The organism is Streptomyces sp. BBFR25 (genome assembly GCF_044590125.1).
Lineage (GTDB): Bacteria > Actinomycetota > Actinomycetes > Streptomycetales > Streptomycetaceae > Streptomyces > Streptomyces canus_D.
In genome coordinates this window covers 4,414,973-4,431,994 of the sequence record NZ_CP172447.1, presented here as the reverse complement: position 1 = coordinate 4,431,994, position 17,022 = coordinate 4,414,973, and the positions used below count along the sequence as shown (strand labels likewise).

The window sequence follows — 17,022 nt, the reverse complement described above, 5'->3', positions numbered from 1 at the left end:
TCCATGGTCGTGAGGGTATGCGGTGATGCGCACCGGGGCGGCCTGGCCTAGACGCCCTTGGTGGCGCTCAGTTCGGCGAAGACGATGACGTTGTCCCGGTACTCCTCGCCGTCGCGCGGGCCGCCGCAGGTGATGAGCCGCAACTCCGGTCCGGCCACGTCCCCGTAGACGTCGTCCGTGGGGAAGTCGGCCTTGGCCACCGTCCGTACGGCCGTGACCGTGAACTCGGCGGCGGTGCCGTTCTCCAGGCGGGCCTCGATCCGGTCGCCGCGGTGCAGCCGCGCCAGGTGGCGGAAGACCCCGTCGCCGTACCTGCCCACCGTGACGTGGCCGAGGACGACCGACGGTCCCACCTGGCCGGGGGTCGGCGAGTGCCGGTACCAGCCGGCGCGGTCGTGGTCCGTGACGGGCGGCACCTCCACCGCGCCGTCCGCGGCGAGGCCCAGGCCCATCACCGGGGTGTCGACCCCGAGAGCGGGGATGCGCAGCCCCACCGGCACCGAACGCGCCAGCGGGCGCACCGACTTCGCCGGGGCCTGCGCGGGCGGTGCCGCCGCGGCCTTCGAGGGCGCCGGACGGCCGGGGGCGGTGTCGCCGTCCCCCTGGCCGCCGCCGCAGCCCACGAGCAGCGCGGCCAGTGCGGCGGTCGCGAGGACGCGGCCGGGGCGCGGGATCATGCGCCGGTCGCCGCCGCCCGTCGGCGGCGGACGACGAAGAGCACCGCGCCGCCCGCGAGGAGCACCCCGCCGGCGCCCGCGCCGACCACGGACGCGTCGGTCCCGGCCGGGTCCGTGGTCGCGGCCACTCCGGTGTCGGCCGCGCCCCTGGGTACGACGGAGACCTGGCCGTCGGCGGGGGCGGGGGCGGGTGCCTCGGTCGGCTCGGCGGCGGGGACGCTGACGGACGGCGCGGGCGCGGGGGTCGCCTCGCCCGGCCCGGTGCCGGGGCTCGGGGCGCTCTCGGCGGGGGCGGAGGGCACCGGGGTGGGGTCTTCGGCGAACGCGGGCGCGGTGCCCGCCAGTACGGCGGTGCAGGCCAGGGCCACGGCGGTGAGGATGGTTCGGCGCATCGGGTCGCTCTCTCTCGTCGTCGGCGCACCACGTGGGGGGTGGTGATGCGGATCGGACGGAGAGACGAGGCGGGGGCCGGGCGGGTTGTAAAGGAATGGCAAAGCCGCCGGCCGCTCGCGGTCGCCCCCGCTCCTTACGGACCCGTGACGTGCCGGGCGGCGGGCCCGGTACGGCGCCCCCGCGGGCCTAGCGTGTCGGGCATGCGCGTACTGGTCACCGGCAGCGCCGGTTTCATCGGGTCCCACGTCGTGGACGCCCTGCGGGAGCACGGGCACGAGCCCGTCGGCTACGACGTCCGCGAGGACCCCGGCGCCGACGTGCGCGATCCGGCGGCCGTCGCGCGGGCGCTGGCCGGGATGGACGCCGTGTGCCACCAGGCGGCGATGGTCGGCCTCGGCAACGGGGTCGCCGACGCGGCGGAGTACGTCTCCCGCAACGACCTCGGCACCGCCGTGCTGCTCGCCGCGATGGCCGGGGCGGGTGTCCCGCGGCTGGTGCTCGCCGGGTCGATGGTGGTGTACGGGGAGGGGCGGTACGCGTGCCCCCGGCACGGGGTGGTGCGGCCGGGACCGCGCGCCGTCGCCGACCTGGACGCGGGCCGGTTCGAGCCCGTGTGCCCGGGGTGCGGCGCGGAGCTGTCCCCGGGGCTGGTCGGCGAGGACGCCCCGGCCGACCCGCGCAACGTGTACGCCACGACCAAGCTGGCCCAGGAGCACCTGGCCGCCGCCTGGGCCCGGACGACCGGCGCGACGGCGGTGTCGCTGCGCTACCACAACGTGTACGGCCCTCGGATGCCCCGCGACACCCCGTACGCCGGTGTCGCCTCCTTCTTCCGCTCCGCGCTGGCCCGCGGCGAGGCCCCGCGCGTCTTCGAGGACGGCCGCCAGCGCCGGGACTTCGTGCACGTGCGGGACGTGGCCGCGGCGAACGTGGCGGCGCTGGAGGCCGCCGGGCCGCCACAGGGCGCCCTCAGCGCCTACAACACCGGCAGCGGTGCGCCGCACACGGTGGGCGAGATGGCCGCCGCGCTGGCCGCCGCCCACGGCGGGCCCGAGCCCGTCGTCACCGGCGCGTACCGCCTCGGCGACGTCCGCCACATCACCGCCGACTCCACGCGTCTGCGGACCGAGCTGGGCTGGCGCCCCCGGGTGGGATTCGCCGAGGGCATGCGGGAGTTCGCGCGGGCGGGCCTGCGGGGGGAGTGACCCGCGACCGTGCCGGTCAGGCCTGCGCCAGGGGCAGGGTCACCTCGAAGCGGCAGCCGCCGGGGATGTTGTGGACCGTGGCCCGGCCGCGGTGGGCCTCGACGATGCCGCGGACGATGGCGAGGCCGAGGCCCGCACCGGCCGGGGGCGTACGGGCGTGGGTGCCGCGCCAGCCCGTGTCGAAGACCCGCGGCAGGTCCTCCTCCGGGATGCCGCCGCAGCCGTCGGTCACGGAGACCACCACGCCGTCGGCGGACCGCTCGGCGGCGACCGCGACCGTGCCGTCGGCCGGGGTGCGGCGGATCGCGTTGACCAGCAGGTTGCCCAGGACCCGGCTCATCTCCTTGCCGTCCACCTCGACCGGTACGGCCGCCACCGCGTCGCCGACCAGCCGTACGCCGCGCCGGCGCGCGAGCGGGTCCGCGCCCGCGAGGGCGTCGCCGACCAGGTCGTAGAGCGAGATCCGGGCCGGGGTGAGGACGAGGGTGCCCGCGTGGATGCGGGAGAGTTCGAAGAGGTCGCCGACCATGTCGTTGAGGCGTTCCACCTCGGCGCGGATCTGCCGCAGGTAGCGGTCGGGGTCGGCGGCGACCCCGTCCTCCAGCGCCTCGGACATGGCGCGCAGCCCGGCCAGCGGGGTACGCAGGTCGTGCGAGATCCAGGCGACCAGCTCGCGCCGGGAGGTCTCCAGGGCCCGCTCCCGCTCCCGGGAGAGGGCGAGCCGGGCGCTGGTGGCCGCCAGTTCGCGGCTGAGCGCGTCCAGTTCGGCGGTCGCCGGGGTGGTGGGGGCGGCGTAGTCCCCTTCCTCGCCGAACGAGCGGGCCGCCGCCGCCAGTTCACGGCTGCGGGCGACCACCCAGCGGCCCAGCAGCAGCGCGGTGGCCAGGGAGACGACGGCCGCCATCGCCACGACGGTGGTGACGACGGACAGGTCGTGCGGGGACAAGAACATCGCCCAGGCGACGGCGAGCGTGCCGGCGAGCATGGAGAGGACGGCGACCGCCGCGACCACGGTGAGGGACGCGGTCAGCGAGCGCCGCCTGATCAGCCGCAGCACGGCCGCGCCCACCAGGCCGGTGGCCGCGGCGCCCGCGAAGGCGTAGAGGGCGATGAGGAGGGTGGCGTGCACGGTCAGTCCGCCTCCCGGCCGGCGGGGTCGAAGCGGTAGCCCACGCCCCACACCGTCTGGATCAGCCGGGGCCGGGCCGGATCGTCCTCGACCTTGCCGCGCAGCCGCCGGACGTGGACGGTCACGGTGGACAGGTCGCCGAAGTCCCAGCCCCACACCTCGCGCATCAGCTCCTCCCGGGCGAACGCCCGCCCGGGGTTGCGCAGGAAGAAGGTCAGGAGATCGAATTCGCGGAGCGTGAGGGCCAGTTCGGCGCCGTCCTTGGTGGCCCTGCGGGCGGCCGGGTCGGCGGTGAGTCCGGCCGCGGACGGCGGACGCGGCGCCGGGGCGGGCCGGGTGCGGCGCAGGACGGACTCCACCCGCAGCACCAGTTCCCGCGGGCTGAACGGCTTGGTCACGTAGTCGTCGGCGCCGACCTCCAGGCCGAGGACGCGGTCGTCCTCGTCGCCCCGCGCGGTCAGCATGATGACCGGCACCGGCCCCTGCCCGCGCAGCCTCCGGCACACCTCCAGTCCGTCCATGCCGGGCAGCATCAGGTCGAGCACCACCAGATCCGGCCGGTGCACGGCGGCCCGCTCCAGCGCGGCCGGCCCGTCACCGGCCCGATCGACGCGATAACCGGCCCGAACCAGATAACCGGCCACCACCTCCGCGACGGTGGGGTCGTCGTCGACGACGAGAATCCGCGCGGGGGCGGCTGCGGGTACGACGCCGGGGGGAGCTGCGGGGGCGACACCGGGGGCAGTTGCGGAGACGGCTGCGGGTGCAGCCGCAGGTCCAGCCGAGCCGGCCGCTGCTTCGGCCGCGGGGACCGCCGCGGGCTCTGCCGCGGAGGCGGCTACGGGTGCAGCCGCAGGGGCGGCTACGGGTTCCGCCGCAGGAGCGGCTAGGGGCTCATCCGCAGGGACCGCCGCACACCCAGCCGCGGAGACGGCCGCTGCTACGGCCGCGGGGACCGCCGCGGGCTCGGCCGCAAGGGCGGTTGCGGACCCAGCCGCGGAGACGGCCGCAGGCCCAGCCGCAAGGACGGCCACTGCTTCGGCCGCGGAGGCGGCTACGGGCTCAGCCGCAGGGACCGCCGCGGAGACGGCTGCTGCTACGGCTGCGGGTCGGGCTGCGGGGACGCCCGCGGGTTCAGCCCCGGGAGTGGCGGCGGGTTCCGCACCAGGAACGGCGGCGGGTTCCGCCATAGGGACGGCCGGAAGCCCCACCGCAGGCCCCGCCGCGGGGGCGGCTGTGGATCCAGTCGCAGGCCCGGCTACCGGGACGGTCGCAGGGTCGGCCTCGGGGGCGGACGCAGGCCCAGCCGCCGGGCCGACCTCGGGGGCGGACGCAGGCCCAGCCGCCGGGACGGCCTCGGGGGCGGACGCAGGCCCAGCCGGAGGGTCGGTCGCGGGGTCGGCGGCCGGGGGTGGGGCGGGGTCGGGGGGCTGCTGGTGCATGGGGCCAGCCTCGCACCGTGTCCTCGTCGGGGTGCCTGCCGTGGGCGGCTGGGGCGTCGGCGTCCGTGTTTCGTAAGGACTGGGGGACCTATTTGTCCGGTTCCGGTTCGTAGGGTGAACGCCGTGACCATCTCGCCCGCTCCGGACGTCGACGTCGTACTGCCCTGCCTGAACGAGGCCGGGGCCCTCCCCTGGGTCCTGGCCCGCGTGCCGGCCGGCTGGCGTGCGCTCGTCGTCGACAACGGCTCCACCGACGGCTCGGCGGACCTCGCCCGCTCGCTCGGCGCCACGGTCGTGACCGAGCCGCGCCGCGGTTTCGGCGCCGCCTGCCACGCCGGGCTGACCGCCGCGACCGCCGACGTCGTCTGCTTCTGCGACTGCGACGCCTCCCTCGACCCGGGCCTGCTGAGCCCGTTCGTGGAGGAGATCCGCGCCGGCACCTCCGACCTCGTGCTCGGTCGCCGACGACCGCAGGCCAGGGGCGCGTGGCCCGTGCACGCCCGTGCGGGCAACCTCGCCCTGGCCCGGATGCTGCGCCGCCGCACCGGCCTGCGGCTGCACGACCTCGGCCCGCTGCGCGCCGCCCGCCGCGAGCGGCTGCTCGGCCTCGGCCTCACCGACCGGCGCAGCGGCTACCCCTTGCAGATGGTGGTGCGGGCCGCCGACGCGGGCTGGCGGATCGCCGAGCACGACGTCCCGTACCTGCCCCGCACCGGCGCCTCGAAGGTGACCGGGACCTGGCGCGGCACCTGGCACGCGGTACGGGACATGCGCCGCGTCCTGGCCGAGCCGCCGGCCGTCCGCGCCGGGAACAGCGAGAGGAGCGGCACCCGGTGACCGCCACGACCACCCTCCTCGTCATCGCCAAGGAGCCCCGCCCCGGCCGGGTCAAGACCCGGCTCACCCCGCCCTTCACCCCCGCCGAAGCGGCCGCGCTGGCCGAGGCGGCCCTCGCCGACACCCTGAGCGCCGTGGCCGCCGCACCCGCGCGACGCCGGGTCCTGGTGCTGGACGGCGCCCCCGGCCCCTGGCTGCCGCCCGGCTTCGACGTCGTACCGCAGGGCGCGGGCGGTCTCGACGCACGCCTCGCGGACGCGTTCGCCGGGTGCGCGGGGCCCGCCCTGCTGATCGGGATGGACACCCCCCAGGTGACGCCGGACCTCCTCGACGTGGACTTCCGCGACTGCGACGCGTACTTCGGCCCGGCCGAGGACGGCGGCTTCTGGGCCCTGGGCCTGGCCCGGCCGGAGCCCGCCCTGCTGCGGGGCGTGCCCATGTCGACGCCGGTGACGGGGGCGGTGCAGCGCGAGCGGCTCCTGACGGCGGGCCTGCGGGTGCGCGACCTGCCGCCCCTGCGCGACGTCGACACCGCGGCCGACGCCCGCGCCGTCGCCGCCCTGGCCCCGGACGGCCGCTTCGCCGCCCGGCTGGCGGCCTGCGCACCGGCCGCGGACCGGCGGGCGAGCCGGTGAAGGGGGCCACGCGCACCGCCCCCGGCCGGTCGTCCGCCGACCCCGCGTGGGAAGCCTCCGACCCCTACGCCGCCGCGCTGCGGTCGGGACACGGGCCGCTGTTCCTGCGCCGCGCCGACGGCTGGCTGCTGCCGCTGGAGGTGGAGCGCTGGTGCGCCCGTGCCGACGCGGTCGACCTGGAGGTGCTGGACCGCTGCGAGGGCGCCGTGCTCGACGTGGGCTGCGGGCCGGGCCGCCTGGTGGCCGAACTCGCCGCCCGGGGCCGGACGGTGCTCGGCATCGACGTCAGCGAGGCTGCCGTGTCCCGCACCGTGCGGCTCGGCGGGCCGTCGCTGCGGCGCTCCGTGTTCGAGCCGCTGCCCGGCGAGGGACGCTGGGACACCGTCCTCCTCATGGACGGCAACGTCGGCATCGGCGGCGACCCCCGTGCCCTGCTCGCCCGTGTCGCCGCCCTGCTCGCACCCGGCGGCCTGCTGATCGCCGAGACGGCCCCGGCCGACGTCGACGAACGCGCCGAGGTGCAGCTCGTCGACGTCACCGACGCCCGCGCCCGCGCCGCCGGGGACCCGTTCCCCTGGGCCCGGATCGGCAGCCGCGCCCTGCTGCGCCGCGCGGGCGCCGCGGGCTGGCGCACCGCCGGTCAGTGGACGTCGGGCGGGCGGCGCTTCGTCGCGCTGCGCAGCAGCCGCCCGGCCAGCAGCAGCGCCGAGCCGCCGAACAGCACCGCCGTGATCAGCAGCCAGCGGGTGAGGAAGCCGTCCGCCGACAGCCCGGTGCCCCCCGCGTAGCTCGCGTCGACCCGGCCGCCGATCAGCGGGAACCACACCAGCAGGAGCAGCCCGGAGCAGGCCGCCGGGAACCGGACGTACGAGGTCCACTCCCGGTGGCGCACCGCGCCGAGCCCGCGCGTGAGCGCCCGGTCCGCCGCCGAGTACAGCGGCAGCAGCACCAGGTCGTGCAGGAGCGCCGCCCCCACGAACCAGAGGGCCACGCCGAGCCAGTCGTCGGCGAGCAGCCGCACGCCCGCGTAGCCCGCGAGCGCGAAGGAGCAGCCGAGCAAGAGGATTTGGAACGGGCTGCCGACCACGGGCCGCGGCCCCCGCACGCCCTTCATCCCAGGTCTCCGAACGTCAACCGGGCCACCCACTTGGTGTTCAGCACGCCGGGCGCGGCGGGCACGATGATCCGGGCCGGATGGCCGTGGTCCGGGCTCAGCTCCGCGCCGTTGACGTACAGGGCGAGCAGGGAGCGCGGGTCGGCCACCTGGTTGGCGCGCAGGGCCCCGCTGCGGAAGGCGCCGCGCCGCTGGAGGGACTCGACGAGCACGTCCGGCGGCTCGTCCTCGTGGCCCACGCGGGCGGCCAGGTCCCGCAGCCGCACCCCGCGCCACCACTGGTCGGACGTCGACCAGCCCTCGACGCAGGCGATGGGGAGGGCCGCGCTGTGCTGCTCCATGGCGAGCAGCTCGGCGCGGCTGAGCCGGACGGTCCCCGCGCGGCCCGTGACGACGAGCCGCCAGGTGTCCGCACGGGTCTCGGCCGGGTCGATGCCCACGTGGGCGGCGGTCTTGTTGATCTGGAAACCGTTCGGACCGCTGCCCGGCTCGGGCCCGCCGTGCGGGGAGAGCACGGCGGTGGCCCGCAGCGGCCCGTCGAAGCCGCGCCCCGCGCTGGTGGCGAACATCAGGAGTGAGCCGCCCCCGACGAACCACAGGGCCCCGCGCCGCGAGACGGTGGGCGCCGCGGGCCGGGGCGAGACCAGGTCGTCGCGCTCCTCGCGCATCGCCCGGAGGTTGCGCAGCGCGGTCGGCGTCTTCAGCACGGCGTGCGTGACGAACGCGGCGAAGAAGACCCAGGCGCCGTAGAAGTGCAGCGGGTAGAAGGAGCCGGGGAAGAGGTAGTCCAGCTGGATGTTGAGCACCCCGGTGACGAACTCGAACAGCGCGCCCCCGACCAGCAGCAGCAGCGAGATCCGCTCCAGGGCGTGGGCGAGCGACCGGGCCGGCGGCAGGGTGAACAGCCGCGGCACCACCGACCACAGCTTGGCCAGCAGCACCGGGATCAGGACCAGCCCGAGGGTGACGTGGACGCCCTGCGTGAGGCGGTAGAGCCAGGGCGGGTCGGTCGGCCAGGCGAAGAGGTAGAGGCCGAGGAGCCCCTTGTCCGGGGTCTTGTCGTTGACCGGCGCCAGATCCGGGTTGTAGGCGGCGTAGGACACCAGACCCGTCACGAACAGCACCGTGATGCCGACGAGCAGGACGAGGCCGAGCACCGAGGTGAACCAGGGGCCGCGCAGCGGGCTGCGCCAGAAACCCGGGGAGGAGGGAAGCCGTGGGGCGAGGTCGCGCATGTGCCGACGGTAGGCCGCCAGACGCCCGCCGGACGGTCCGCGACCCATGACGAAACGCTGACGTCCGCCGTGCGCACCACCCGCCGCGCGATCTCCCGGCCTACGGTGCCGGGGTGACCTCGACCCGCCCGCGCTCCGTCCCCCGCGACCTGTACGCCGCGGCGGCCGCCGTGCTGCTCGTGACGGCCGCCGTCCTGGTCGGCCGGTACGTGTACACCTACGACGACCTGATCGTCGGCTGGCCGCCGCTGCTCGGCCGCTGGGACCCGCACCTGGGCCCCGGCACCCCGGCCGCGCTCGTGGTCGCGGCGGCGGTCGTGGCGTACGGCCCGGCCGTCGCCGCCCGGCTGCCGTGGCGTGCGCTGCTGCCCGCGGCGTACGCCGCGGCGCTGGCCTGGATCTGGTCGCTGGCGCTGGTCGACGGGTGGGAGCGGGGCGTCGCCGGACGGCTCACCACGAGCCAGGAGTACCTCTCGGTCGTCGACCGCTGGCACGACATCCCGGCGACCCTGCGCGACTTCACCGGACACATCCTGCTCCACTCCCCCGACAACTGGCCCGCGCACGTCGCCGGTCATCCCCCGGCGGCCACGCTCACCTACGTGCTGCTCGACCGGATCGGCCTGGGCGGCGGGGGCTGGGCCGGGGCGTTCACCATCACGGTGGGCGCGTCGGCGGGCGTGGCGGTGCTGGTCACGGTGCGGGCTCTGGCCTCCGAGCGGCTCGCCCGGTGGGCGGCGCCGTTCCTGGTCCTGGCACCGGCCGCGGTGTGGCTGGGCACGTCCGCCGACGGCTGCTTCGCGGCGGTCGCCGCGTGGGCGGTGGCGCTGCTGGCCCTCGCGGTCACCGGGCGCTCGCCGTGGTGGGCGGCGGGCTCGGGACTGCTGTTCGGGCTGACCTGCTACCTCTCGTACGGCCTGACGCTGTTCGCGGTGATCGCGGCGGCGGTGCTGCTGCTCGGCCGGGACGGGGTGCGGGGGCGGCCGGTGCTCCTCGTGCCGCTGCTGGCGGGGGCGGCGGTGGTGCCGGTGGCGTTCACGACGGCCGGGTTCGACTGGTGGGAGGCGTACCACCTGCTGGTCACCCGTTACTACGAGGGCGCGGGCGGGATCCGCCCGTACGGCTACTGGGTGTGGGCCAACCTCGCCTGCACGGTGCTCATCACGGGCCTGGCGACGGCGGCGGGACTGCGGCGGGCCGGGGGCGTGCTCGCCGTCCGGTGGCGGAGCGGGGGCGGGCGGGCGCCGGGTGGGCGCGCCGGTGGCGAGCGGGCCGGGGAGGTCCGGCTGGCGTTCCTCGTGGCCGCCGGGCTGCTCGCCCTGCTGGCCGCCGACCTGTCCGGCATGAGCAAGGCGGAGACGGAGCGCATCTGGCTCCCCTTCGCCCTGTGGCTCCTTCCGGCCTGCGCCTTCCTCACCCGTCCGCGCGGCTGGCTGACGGCGCAGGCGGTGCTGGCCCTGCTCCTCAACCACCTGCTGGCCACCGGGTGGTGACGACGGGCGCGGGCGCACACACACCGAGGGCCCGCACCGTGCGGTGCGGGCCCTCGATACGTGCGTCAGGCGTACGCCGTGCGTACGTCGCGCGGGGTGTTACGCGGGGACGATGTTCTCCGCCTGCGGGCCCTTCTGGCCCTGCGTGACGTCGAAGTTCACCCGCTGGCCCTCCTGGAGCTCACGGAAGCCCTGCGCGTTGATGTTCGAGTAGTGGGCGAAGACGTCGGCGCCGCCGCCGTCCTGCGCGATGAAACCGAAGCCCTTTTCGGCGTTGAACCACTTCACGGTACCGGAAGCCATGCTTTTTCTCCTAGGCAGTGCTGAAGGCCCGCACCGTGCGAGCCCTCCCATCGCTGCGATGATCACCTGCCCGGAAACCCGGTAACACAAATGGCAACCACAACTGCAACTGATGTCCAGCCTAACACGTAATTCACCGACAGCCCCGGAAGAAATCACCGACAAAGATCGGCCATTTCGCCCGCCGGACAATTATTCCCGCGGCGGACGAATAATTGTTTCAGCGGGTCGAGATTTCCGCTTCCCGCGGCGTCGCTCAGCGTCCCAGGACCAGGACGCCGTACCGGCCGAGCACGGACGACTGGAGGGTGTCGCCCTCGGCGTAGCGCCAGCCCCAGGAGCGCAGTGCCTGCACGGTGGCGCCGTCGGCGCGGTCCACCAGCGTGATGCCGAGGGCGGCGTCGTGCTCGGCGAGCAGGCGGTTCTGCAGGCGCCGGGCGAGGTTCCAGGCACGGTCCTGGTACTGGCGGCGCACCCGGGCCGGGACGACGATCCCGGAGACCAGGAAGAGTCCGCCCGCCGCGGCGACGGGCAGCAGGGTCTTGGGCAGGTAGGGCTCCAGGCCCCGCACGCCGCGCGGGTCGCCGCCGGGCACGGGGTAGCCGTAGGCGCAGGCGGTCAGGACGGTGGTCTCCGCGATCAGCAGGCAGAAGCCCGGACGCCGTACGTCGGCGTCCAGGTGGCGCAGGAAGGAGCCGCGGGCCGCGTTCCACGCCCGGGGGCCGCCGCCGGAGGTCTGCGCGTACAGGTCGCCCAGCTCGGCGAACCGGTCCTCGATCTGACGCCGGGACAGGGGCCGCAGCCGTTCGCCCGCCCGCGGTGAGGAGCCGCGCTCCGCTCCCGGGCGCCGCGGGCCCGGCCGGTGGCTTCCGGCGGACCGCTCGTGAGGCTCGGTGGTCGCCGGCCGCACAGGTTCCGTGGTCGCCGGTCGCACAGGCTCTGTGGTCGCCGGCCGCACCGGCACGTGCACCGTCATGAGGCGAGTCCTGCCCCGGGCTCGGGCGGATCCGGCCCGGCGTCGTCGATCGCCGGGAGCGGCACCGGTGTCGGGGCCGGTGCGCGGCATGCCCCCGGTTCCTCCACCGTACTGCGGGCCCCGCCCCCCGTCCCGGTGGGTCAGCTCCCGCAGGGGAGGTCCACGTCCAGGACGGTGGGGCCGCCGGGCGGGCTGGTCAGGCGGAGGGTGCCGTCCAGTGCCGCGACGCGGCGGCGGATGCCGGTCAGACCGGAGCCGCCGTCCTCGTCGGCGCCGCCCCGGCCGTCGTCCTCGACCAGCAGGCGCAGCCGGCCCCCACGGGCCCGGACCGTGACCGAGGCCCGTGCGGCACCGCTGTGCTTCGCGATGTTCGTGAGCGCCTCGGCGACCACGAAGTACGCCGTGGCCTCGACCGACGCCGCGCACCGTTGCGGAACGTCGGCCTCGACGCGGCACGGCACCCCGCAGTCCGCCGCCAGCCCCGACAGCGCGCCCGCCAGGCCGCGGTCGGCCAGGACCGGCGGCAGGATGCCCCGCGCCACCGAACGCAGCTGGGCCAGCGCCTGCTCCGCGGCGGACTGCGCCCGTTCCAGCAGCTCGTCCGCCCCGGCAGGGTCACGCGCCGCCATCCGCCGGGCCGCGCCCAGCAGCACCGTCACCGACACCAGCCGGTTCTGCGCGCCGTCGTGCAGGGACCGTTCGATCCGGCGCAGCTCGGTGGCGTGCGCGTCCAGCGCCGCGGCCCGGGTGGCGGTCAGTTCCGCCACCCGCAGCGACAGGTCCGTGTCCGGGCCCGCCGCGAGCAGCCGCCGGGCCGGGGCGGCCTGGAGCCGCGCCATGCCGGGGCCCAGGCCCAGGACGATCGCGATCCAGCCCACGCCCAGCAGGGTCGCCGCGAGCGCGTCCGGCCAGGTGTGCGCGGTGCCGACACCGACGGACGTGGTCGTCGCCTCCTCGGGGACCAGCCGCCACCACAGCGGGAACGTGGTGTCGCGGACGGCGCAGAGCGGCAGCAGAAGTCCGAGCAGGCCCAGCAGGAACCCCAGGGTGGCGTGCCGGACCAGCCAGCTCAGCTCGCGCCGGGTGGTGGGGTCGGCCAGGGCGGGGCGCAGCCGGGTGGGCGGCGGGTCGGGCGGCACGATCTCGGGGCCCCGGCGGGACAGGCGTTCGCGTTCCCGGCGGGCGAGCGCGTGCAGGGCGCGCAGGACGGCGGGGGCGAGCAGCAGGCCCACGCCGACCGGCGCGGTCACGGCGGCGAGGGCCACCAGCAGCAGCACGCCCAGCGCCAGGAAGGCCGTGCCGAGACCGCCGACGAGCTGCCCCGTCGCCGCACCGGCGGCGCGCAGGGTCCGTACGGCGGTCTCCCGCACGGACGTGATCGGCACCGTCATCCGCCTGTCTCCCTCCGGGCCGGGGCCCGCTCCGGCCCGGCCGACCCTATGCCGCCGCACGGGCCGGTGACGGGTGCGGAGCCGGAAAGTACAGCCTGCTGTACCCCGGACCGGGCGGCCCACGGGATCGGCCGCGGGGGGCCCTGGTCCATAGCGTCGAAGGCGACCGAGAGCGACGCCGACGGAGGCCGCAGCCATGACGCACCAGGACCACCAGGACCCCTACCGCTTGGGCGCACCCCAGGCCGTCCCGACCGCCGCCCCCGCCCCCGGCGACGGCCCGGACGCCGTCTCCCGCGGGGACGTCCTGCGGACGCTGCTGTGGGCCGTGGTGGTGCTCAGCGCGGTCGCGAACATGGCGCTCTCCTTCACCGGTGCCGCGACCGCGCTCCACCTGGCCAGCGGCGTGGTCACCGTGCTCGCCGCCGGGACCCTCGTCGTACGCGGTCTGCGGGGTCGGCGATGAGCACCGCCGCCCTCCCGGCCGCCACCGCGCGCCGGGCGCCCGCCATCGCGCTGGACCGGGTCACCCGGACGTACCCGGGCGGCGTGCGGGCCCTGGACGAGGTGTCGCTGACCGTGGAGCACGGCACGTTCCTCGCGGTGATGGGGCCCTCGGGGTCCGGCAAGAGCACGCTGATGCACTGCGCCGCCGGGCTCGACTCCCCCACGTCCGGCAGCGTCCGCATCGACGGGCAGGAGATCTCCGGGCTGAACGAGACCCGCCGCACCGAACTGCGCCGCGAACGCGTCGGGTTCGTGTTCCAGGCGTACAACCTGATCCCCTCGCTCAGCGTCGAGGACAACATCACGCTGCCGCTGCGGCTGGCCGGGCGGCGCCCGGACCGGGACTGGCTGCGGACGCTGACCGAGCGGGTGGGGCTGGCCGACCGGCTGTCGCACCGCCCGGCCGAGCTGTCCGGCGGCCAGCAGCAACGGGCCGCCGTCGTACGGGCGCTGGCGGCCGGGCCCGCCGTCGTCTTCGCGGACGAACCGACCGGCGCGCTGGACCTGCGCAGCGCCCACCAGGTACTCGACCTGCTGCGCGCCCTCGTCGACGATCTCGGCCAGACCGTGGTGATGGTCACCCACGACCCGGCCGCCGCGGCCCGCGCCCACCGGGCGCTGGTGATGGCCGACGGCCGGGTGGTCGAGGCCCTGGAGCGGCCGACGGCCCCGCGACTGGCCGAGCGGCTCGTCGCGTTGGGGGAGCGGTAGCCGTGCTGCACCTCGCCCTGCGCATGGCCGCGCACCGGATCACCGCACTGCTCGCCGTGGCGTGCGCGGTGCTCGGCGGCGCGGCCCTGATCACCACCACCGGCGTCCTCGCCGAGTCCGGGCTGCGCTCGCAGCTGCCGCCCGGGCGGCTCGGCGGCGCGGACGTCGTGGTCGCCGCCGACCAGGAGTTCCACCCGGGCGGTGACCTGCCGATCGCGCTGCCCGAGCGGGCCACGGTCCCGGCCGCACTCGTCGACCGGCTGGCCGGTCTGCCCGGCGTCACCGCGGCCGTCGGCGACATCGGCTTCCCGGCCGCGCCGGTCGACGGGCACGGTCGGCCCGTGCCCGTCGCCGGGGACCCGGGGACGGCGGGGCACGGCTGGTCCTCGACGCGCCTGCTGGCGGGCGCGCGGATCGAGGGGCGGGCGCCGTCCGGCGCGAAGGAGGTCGCCGTGGACGCGGCGGCGGGCCTCGCGGTGGGCGACCGGGTCCGGGTCGTGGCGAACGGCCGCCCCGCCGCCTACCGGGTCTCCGCGCTGGTCGACGCCCCGGGCGCGGACGGCGGCGTCTGGTTCGCGAACCGGACGGCCGCCGCGCTGGCCGGGCGCGGCACCGGGGGCGACGGCCCGCGTGCCGGGACCGTCGACCTGATCGGCCTGCGGGCCGCCGACGGTGCCGGGGCGCGAGTGGCCGCCGCCGTCCGCGAGGCGGTGGCGGGCACGGGCCTGGAGGTGACCACCGGCGCGGACCGGGGCGAGGCGGTGGCACCCGGCGTGGGGTCGGCGCGCTCGCTGCTGATCCTGCTCGCCGGTTCCCTCGGCGGGATCGTGCTGCTGATCACCGGGTTCGTCGTCGCGGGCGCGCTGGGCGTGACCATCGCCGGGCAGCGCCGCGACCTGGCGCTGATGCGGGCCGTCGGCGCGACGCCGAAGCAGATCCGCCGCCTGGCCGCGGCGCAGTCGACGGTCGTCGCGGTGATCGCCCTGGTGCCGGGCGTGGCCGTCGGCTACCTGCTGGCGGGACGCTTCCGGGGCCTGCTGGCCGACCGCGGTGTCCTCCCGGAGGAACTCCCGCTCGCCTTCAGCCCGTTGCCCGCGCTCGCCACGCTGCTCCTGGTGGTGGCGGCCGTGCGGCTCTCCGCCCGGTGCGCGGCCTGGCGCACCTCGCGGATGCCGGCCACCGAGGCCGTCGCCGAGTCGCGCAGTGAGCCGCGCACACCGTCGCGGGGGCGGACCACCGCCGGGCTGCTGCTGATCCTCGGCGCCTGCGCGCTCTCGGTGGTGCCGCTGCTGTCCCGGACGGTCCTCGGGGCCTCGGTCACGTCCATCGCGGGCATCCTCGCCGCGATCGGCCTGGCGCTGTCCGGCCCGGCCCTGGTCCGGAGCGCGGGCGAGGCCGTCGTACGGCGGCTGCGGCCCGGGGTGGCGGCACCGACGTGGCTGGCTCTGTCCAACGTACGGGCCTACGCCCTGCGTCTGTCGGGCGTGGTCAGTCCGCTGGCCATGGGCGTCGTCTTCGTCCTGACCTACACCCTCGCCCAGACCACGGTGCTGGCCGCCACCACCGAGGACACCCGCGCCGGCACGCGCGCCCAGTACGAGCTGACGGCACCGGCCCTGGGCGGGCTGCCCGACGGCACCCTGTCCGCCGTGCGGGACGTGCCCGGCGTACGGGCGGCGGAACCGGCGGGGACGACCACGGTGGTGTGGGAGTACGAGGAACTGGGCGAGCCCGCGGCCGAGTCGGCATCCGCGATGATCCTGGCGCCGGGCGCCGGGGACGTCGTGGACCTCGGGGTGACGGACGGCGCCCTGGACCGGCTGACCGGGGCGACGGTCGCCGTCAGCGGCGAGGCCGCCCGCACGCGCGACGCCGGGCTCGGGAAGCGGGTGCGCCTGGTGCTCGGCGACGGGGCGCGCGTCGACGCCCGGGTCGTCGCCGTGTACGACCGGGGGCTGGGCTTCGGCCCGGTCGTCCTCTCCCGCGAACTGGCCGCCGGGCACACCACGACCGGCCTCGACCAGCGGGCCCTGGTCCGCACCGACGGCACGCCTCGGGCGGGGCGGGCGCTCGCCGAGCTGACCGCCGGCCGTCCCGGCCTCGCGGTCGCGAGCACCGCCCCGGCCGCCACCGGTGCGGACGCTCCGCCCGAGGTATGGGTCAACCTGGCGGTGGTCGTGGTGCTCCTCGGCTATCTGCTGCTGAGCATCGCCAACAAGCTGGTCGCCGCCACCGCCCAGCGCCGGGCGGAGATCGCCGCGCTGCGCCTGGTCGGCACGACCCCGCGGCAGATCCGCGCGATGATGCGCCGGGAGGCCGCGGTGGTCGCCGCCGCGGCCCTCGTCTGCGGCCTCCTGCTGTCCGCCGTCCCCCTGGCCCTCCTCGGCCAGGGCTTCCTCGGCCGCCCCTGGCCGGCGGGCCCGGCCTGGCTCCTCCCGGCGGTGGCGGCGACGGTGGTGCTGACGTCGTACCTCACCATCGAACTCCCCACCCGCCACGCGCTGCGAACGCCTCCGGCGGACGCATTGCGGACGGGATGACGCCCGTCAACGCCCTTGCGGCGGCACGCGGCCCTCACGGCCGGGCGGCCGACCGGCGAACGGCTGACGGGCCCGCCCGGCCGCGCGTGTGGCTGACGAGCAGCCTCGCAGCCGGACGAGCGGCGAGCCACGACCCGGGGTGCTACGGCGGCCTGCCGACCGGCCGGGCTCCCGTACAACGGCCGGAGGCATCCGTCCGGGCGGACGCGCTGACGCCGGGACAGGCGGGGGACATACGGGCCACCGGGCCGGTACATCCGGCGGCCCGCCCGTCAACGCCCTTGCGGCGCGCGGTCGTCACGGCCAGGCGGCCGACCGGCGAACGCTGCGGCCGAGCGAACGGCTGACGGGCCCGCCCGGCCACGCGTGGCTGACGAGCAGTCTCGCGGCCGGACGACCGACGCGGCCCACGTCTGCCGACCGGCCGGGCTCCC

16 protein-coding genes are annotated in these 17,022 nt (G+C 76.9%); 8 read left to right on the top strand and 8 right to left on the bottom strand.

Features of this window, described 5'->3' with window-relative positions:
* Positions 1-47 precede the first annotated feature (47 nt).
* Positions 48-677 (bottom strand): class F sortase, encoded by a 630-nt coding sequence (locus tag ACGH52_RS20145; protein WP_121700483.1) that lies wholly within the window; start codon positions 675-677, stop codon positions 48-50.
* A complete protein-coding gene (locus ACGH52_RS20140) occupies positions 674-1,069 on the bottom strand; it encodes an LPXTG cell wall anchor domain-containing protein (protein WP_399941203.1) in 396 nt (131 codons plus the stop codon). The genes ACGH52_RS20145 and ACGH52_RS20140 overlap by 4 nt, the downstream gene beginning before the upstream one ends.
* Before the next feature lie 201 nt (positions 1,070-1,270).
* Here ACGH52_RS20140 and ACGH52_RS20135 point away from each other — a divergent pair, with 201 nt between their 5' ends.
* Entirely contained in the window at positions 1,271-2,275 is a 1,005-nt protein-coding gene (locus tag ACGH52_RS20135) for an NAD(P)-dependent oxidoreductase (RefSeq protein ID WP_210974346.1), read from the top strand.
* 16 nt (positions 2,276-2,291) lie between these two features.
* Here ACGH52_RS20135 and ACGH52_RS20130 read toward each other — a convergent pair whose 3' ends face one another.
* Both ACGH52_RS20130 and ACGH52_RS20125 read right to left on the bottom strand, forming a co-directional pair.
* Positions 2,292-3,404 (bottom strand): sensor histidine kinase KdpD, encoded by a 1,113-nt coding sequence (locus ACGH52_RS20130; RefSeq protein WP_121700544.1) that lies wholly within the window; start codon positions 3,402-3,404, stop codon positions 2,292-2,294.
* A gap of 2 nt (positions 3,405-3,406) precedes the next feature.
* The gene (locus ACGH52_RS20125; protein ID WP_076975099.1) at positions 3,407-4,087 is read right to left on the bottom strand and encodes a response regulator transcription factor; all 681 of its coding nucleotides are present in this window, start codon (positions 4,085-4,087) and stop codon (positions 3,407-3,409) included.
* Positions 4,088-4,960: 873 nt separating this feature from the next.
* Here ACGH52_RS20125 and ACGH52_RS20120 point away from each other — a divergent pair.
* The 3 genes from ACGH52_RS20120 to ACGH52_RS20110 are packed head-to-tail and all read left to right on the top strand — an operon-like array spanning position 4,961 to position 7,106.
* On the top strand, positions 4,961-5,683 hold the full coding sequence (locus ACGH52_RS20120; RefSeq protein ID WP_121700624.1) for a glycosyltransferase family 2 protein: 723 nt from the start codon (positions 4,961-4,963) through the stop codon (positions 5,681-5,683).
* Positions 5,680-6,318, top strand: coding sequence for a DUF2064 domain-containing protein (locus ACGH52_RS20115; RefSeq protein WP_076975101.1), 639 nt, complete (start codon positions 5,680-5,682; stop codon positions 6,316-6,318). Before ACGH52_RS20120 ends, ACGH52_RS20115 begins: the two co-directional genes overlap by 4 nt.
* A complete protein-coding gene (locus ACGH52_RS20110; protein WP_399941198.1) occupies positions 6,315-7,106 on the top strand; it encodes a class I SAM-dependent methyltransferase in 792 nt (263 codons plus the stop codon). Before ACGH52_RS20115 ends, ACGH52_RS20110 begins: the two co-directional genes overlap by 4 nt.
* A 322-nt stretch (positions 7,107-7,428) precedes the next feature.
* Here the strand turns inward: ACGH52_RS20110 and ACGH52_RS20105 are convergent, their stop codons facing one another.
* On the bottom strand, positions 7,429-8,667 hold the full coding sequence (locus ACGH52_RS20105) for a molybdopterin-dependent oxidoreductase (protein ID WP_399941195.1): 1,239 nt from the start codon (positions 8,665-8,667) through the stop codon (positions 7,429-7,431).
* A gap of 113 nt (positions 8,668-8,780) precedes the next feature.
* Between ACGH52_RS20105 and ACGH52_RS20100 the strand changes: the two genes are divergently transcribed.
* Positions 8,781-10,160, top strand: coding sequence for a hypothetical protein (locus ACGH52_RS20100; RefSeq protein WP_399941192.1), 1,380 nt, complete (start codon positions 8,781-8,783; stop codon positions 10,158-10,160).
* Positions 10,161-10,259: 99 nt separating this feature from the next.
* Here the strand turns inward: ACGH52_RS20100 and ACGH52_RS20095 are convergent, their stop codons facing one another.
* From ACGH52_RS20095 to ACGH52_RS20085, 3 genes are all read right to left on the bottom strand, one after another.
* Positions 10,260-10,463, bottom strand: a complete 204-nt coding sequence (locus ACGH52_RS20095; RefSeq protein ID WP_059299396.1) for a cold-shock protein — start codon at positions 10,461-10,463, stop codon at positions 10,260-10,262.
* A gap of 256 nt (positions 10,464-10,719) precedes the next feature.
* Complete coding sequence (locus ACGH52_RS20090; protein ID WP_399941188.1) at positions 10,720-11,373, bottom strand: hypothetical protein; 654 nt, start codon at positions 11,371-11,373, stop codon at positions 10,720-10,722.
* 206 nt (positions 11,374-11,579) lie between these two features.
* Positions 11,580-12,830, bottom strand: a complete 1,251-nt coding sequence (locus ACGH52_RS20085; RefSeq protein ID WP_399941185.1) for a sensor domain-containing protein — start codon at positions 12,828-12,830, stop codon at positions 11,580-11,582.
* Between the two features lie 196 nt (positions 12,831-13,026).
* On the opposite strand from ACGH52_RS20085, the gene ACGH52_RS20080 reads away from it, so the two are divergent.
* From ACGH52_RS20080 to ACGH52_RS20070, 3 genes are read left to right on the top strand one after another with little or no spacing between them, the layout of a single operon-like run.
* Positions 13,027-13,296, top strand: coding sequence for a hypothetical protein (locus ACGH52_RS20080; RefSeq protein ID WP_059299393.1), 270 nt, complete (start codon positions 13,027-13,029; stop codon positions 13,294-13,296).
* Positions 13,293-14,048, top strand: coding sequence for an ABC transporter ATP-binding protein (locus ACGH52_RS20075; protein WP_076975107.1), 756 nt, complete (start codon positions 13,293-13,295; stop codon positions 14,046-14,048). The genes ACGH52_RS20080 and ACGH52_RS20075 overlap by 4 nt, the downstream gene beginning before the upstream one ends.
* Positions 14,049-14,050: 2 nt before the next feature.
* Entirely contained in the window at positions 14,051-16,588 is a 2,538-nt protein-coding gene (locus ACGH52_RS20070) for an FtsX-like permease family protein (RefSeq protein WP_399941181.1), read from the top strand.
* Positions 16,589-17,022: the final 434 nt, after the last annotated feature.

What these genes read in the sequence shown, in the direction of transcription:
- ACGH52_RS20145 (WP_121700483.1), bottom strand. Translation starts at nt 677, where the DNA reads ATGATCCCGCGCCCCGGCCGCGTCCTCGCGACCGCCGCACTGGCCGCG.
- ACGH52_RS20140 (WP_399941203.1), bottom strand. Translation starts at nt 1,069, where the DNA reads ATGCGCCGAACCATCCTCACCGCCGTGGCCCTGGCCTGCACCGCCGTA.
- ACGH52_RS20135 (WP_210974346.1), top strand. Translation starts at nt 1,271, where the DNA reads ATGCGCGTACTGGTCACCGGCAGCGCCGGTTTCATCGGGTCCCACGTC.
- ACGH52_RS20105 (WP_399941195.1), bottom strand. Translation starts at nt 8,667, where the DNA reads ATGCGCGACCTCGCCCCACGGCTTCCCTCCTCCCCGGGTTTCTGGCGC.
- ACGH52_RS20095 (WP_059299396.1), bottom strand. Translation starts at nt 10,463, where the DNA reads ATGGCTTCCGGTACCGTGAAGTGGTTCAACGCCGAAAAGGGCTTCGGT.
- ACGH52_RS20085 (WP_399941185.1), bottom strand. Translation starts at nt 12,830, where the DNA reads ATGACGGTGCCGATCACGTCCGTGCGGGAGACCGCCGTACGGACCCTG.
- ACGH52_RS20080 (WP_059299393.1), top strand. Translation starts at nt 13,027, where the DNA reads ATGACGCACCAGGACCACCAGGACCCCTACCGCTTGGGCGCACCCCAG.
- ACGH52_RS20075 (WP_076975107.1), top strand. Translation starts at nt 13,293, where the DNA reads ATGAGCACCGCCGCCCTCCCGGCCGCCACCGCGCGCCGGGCGCCCGCC.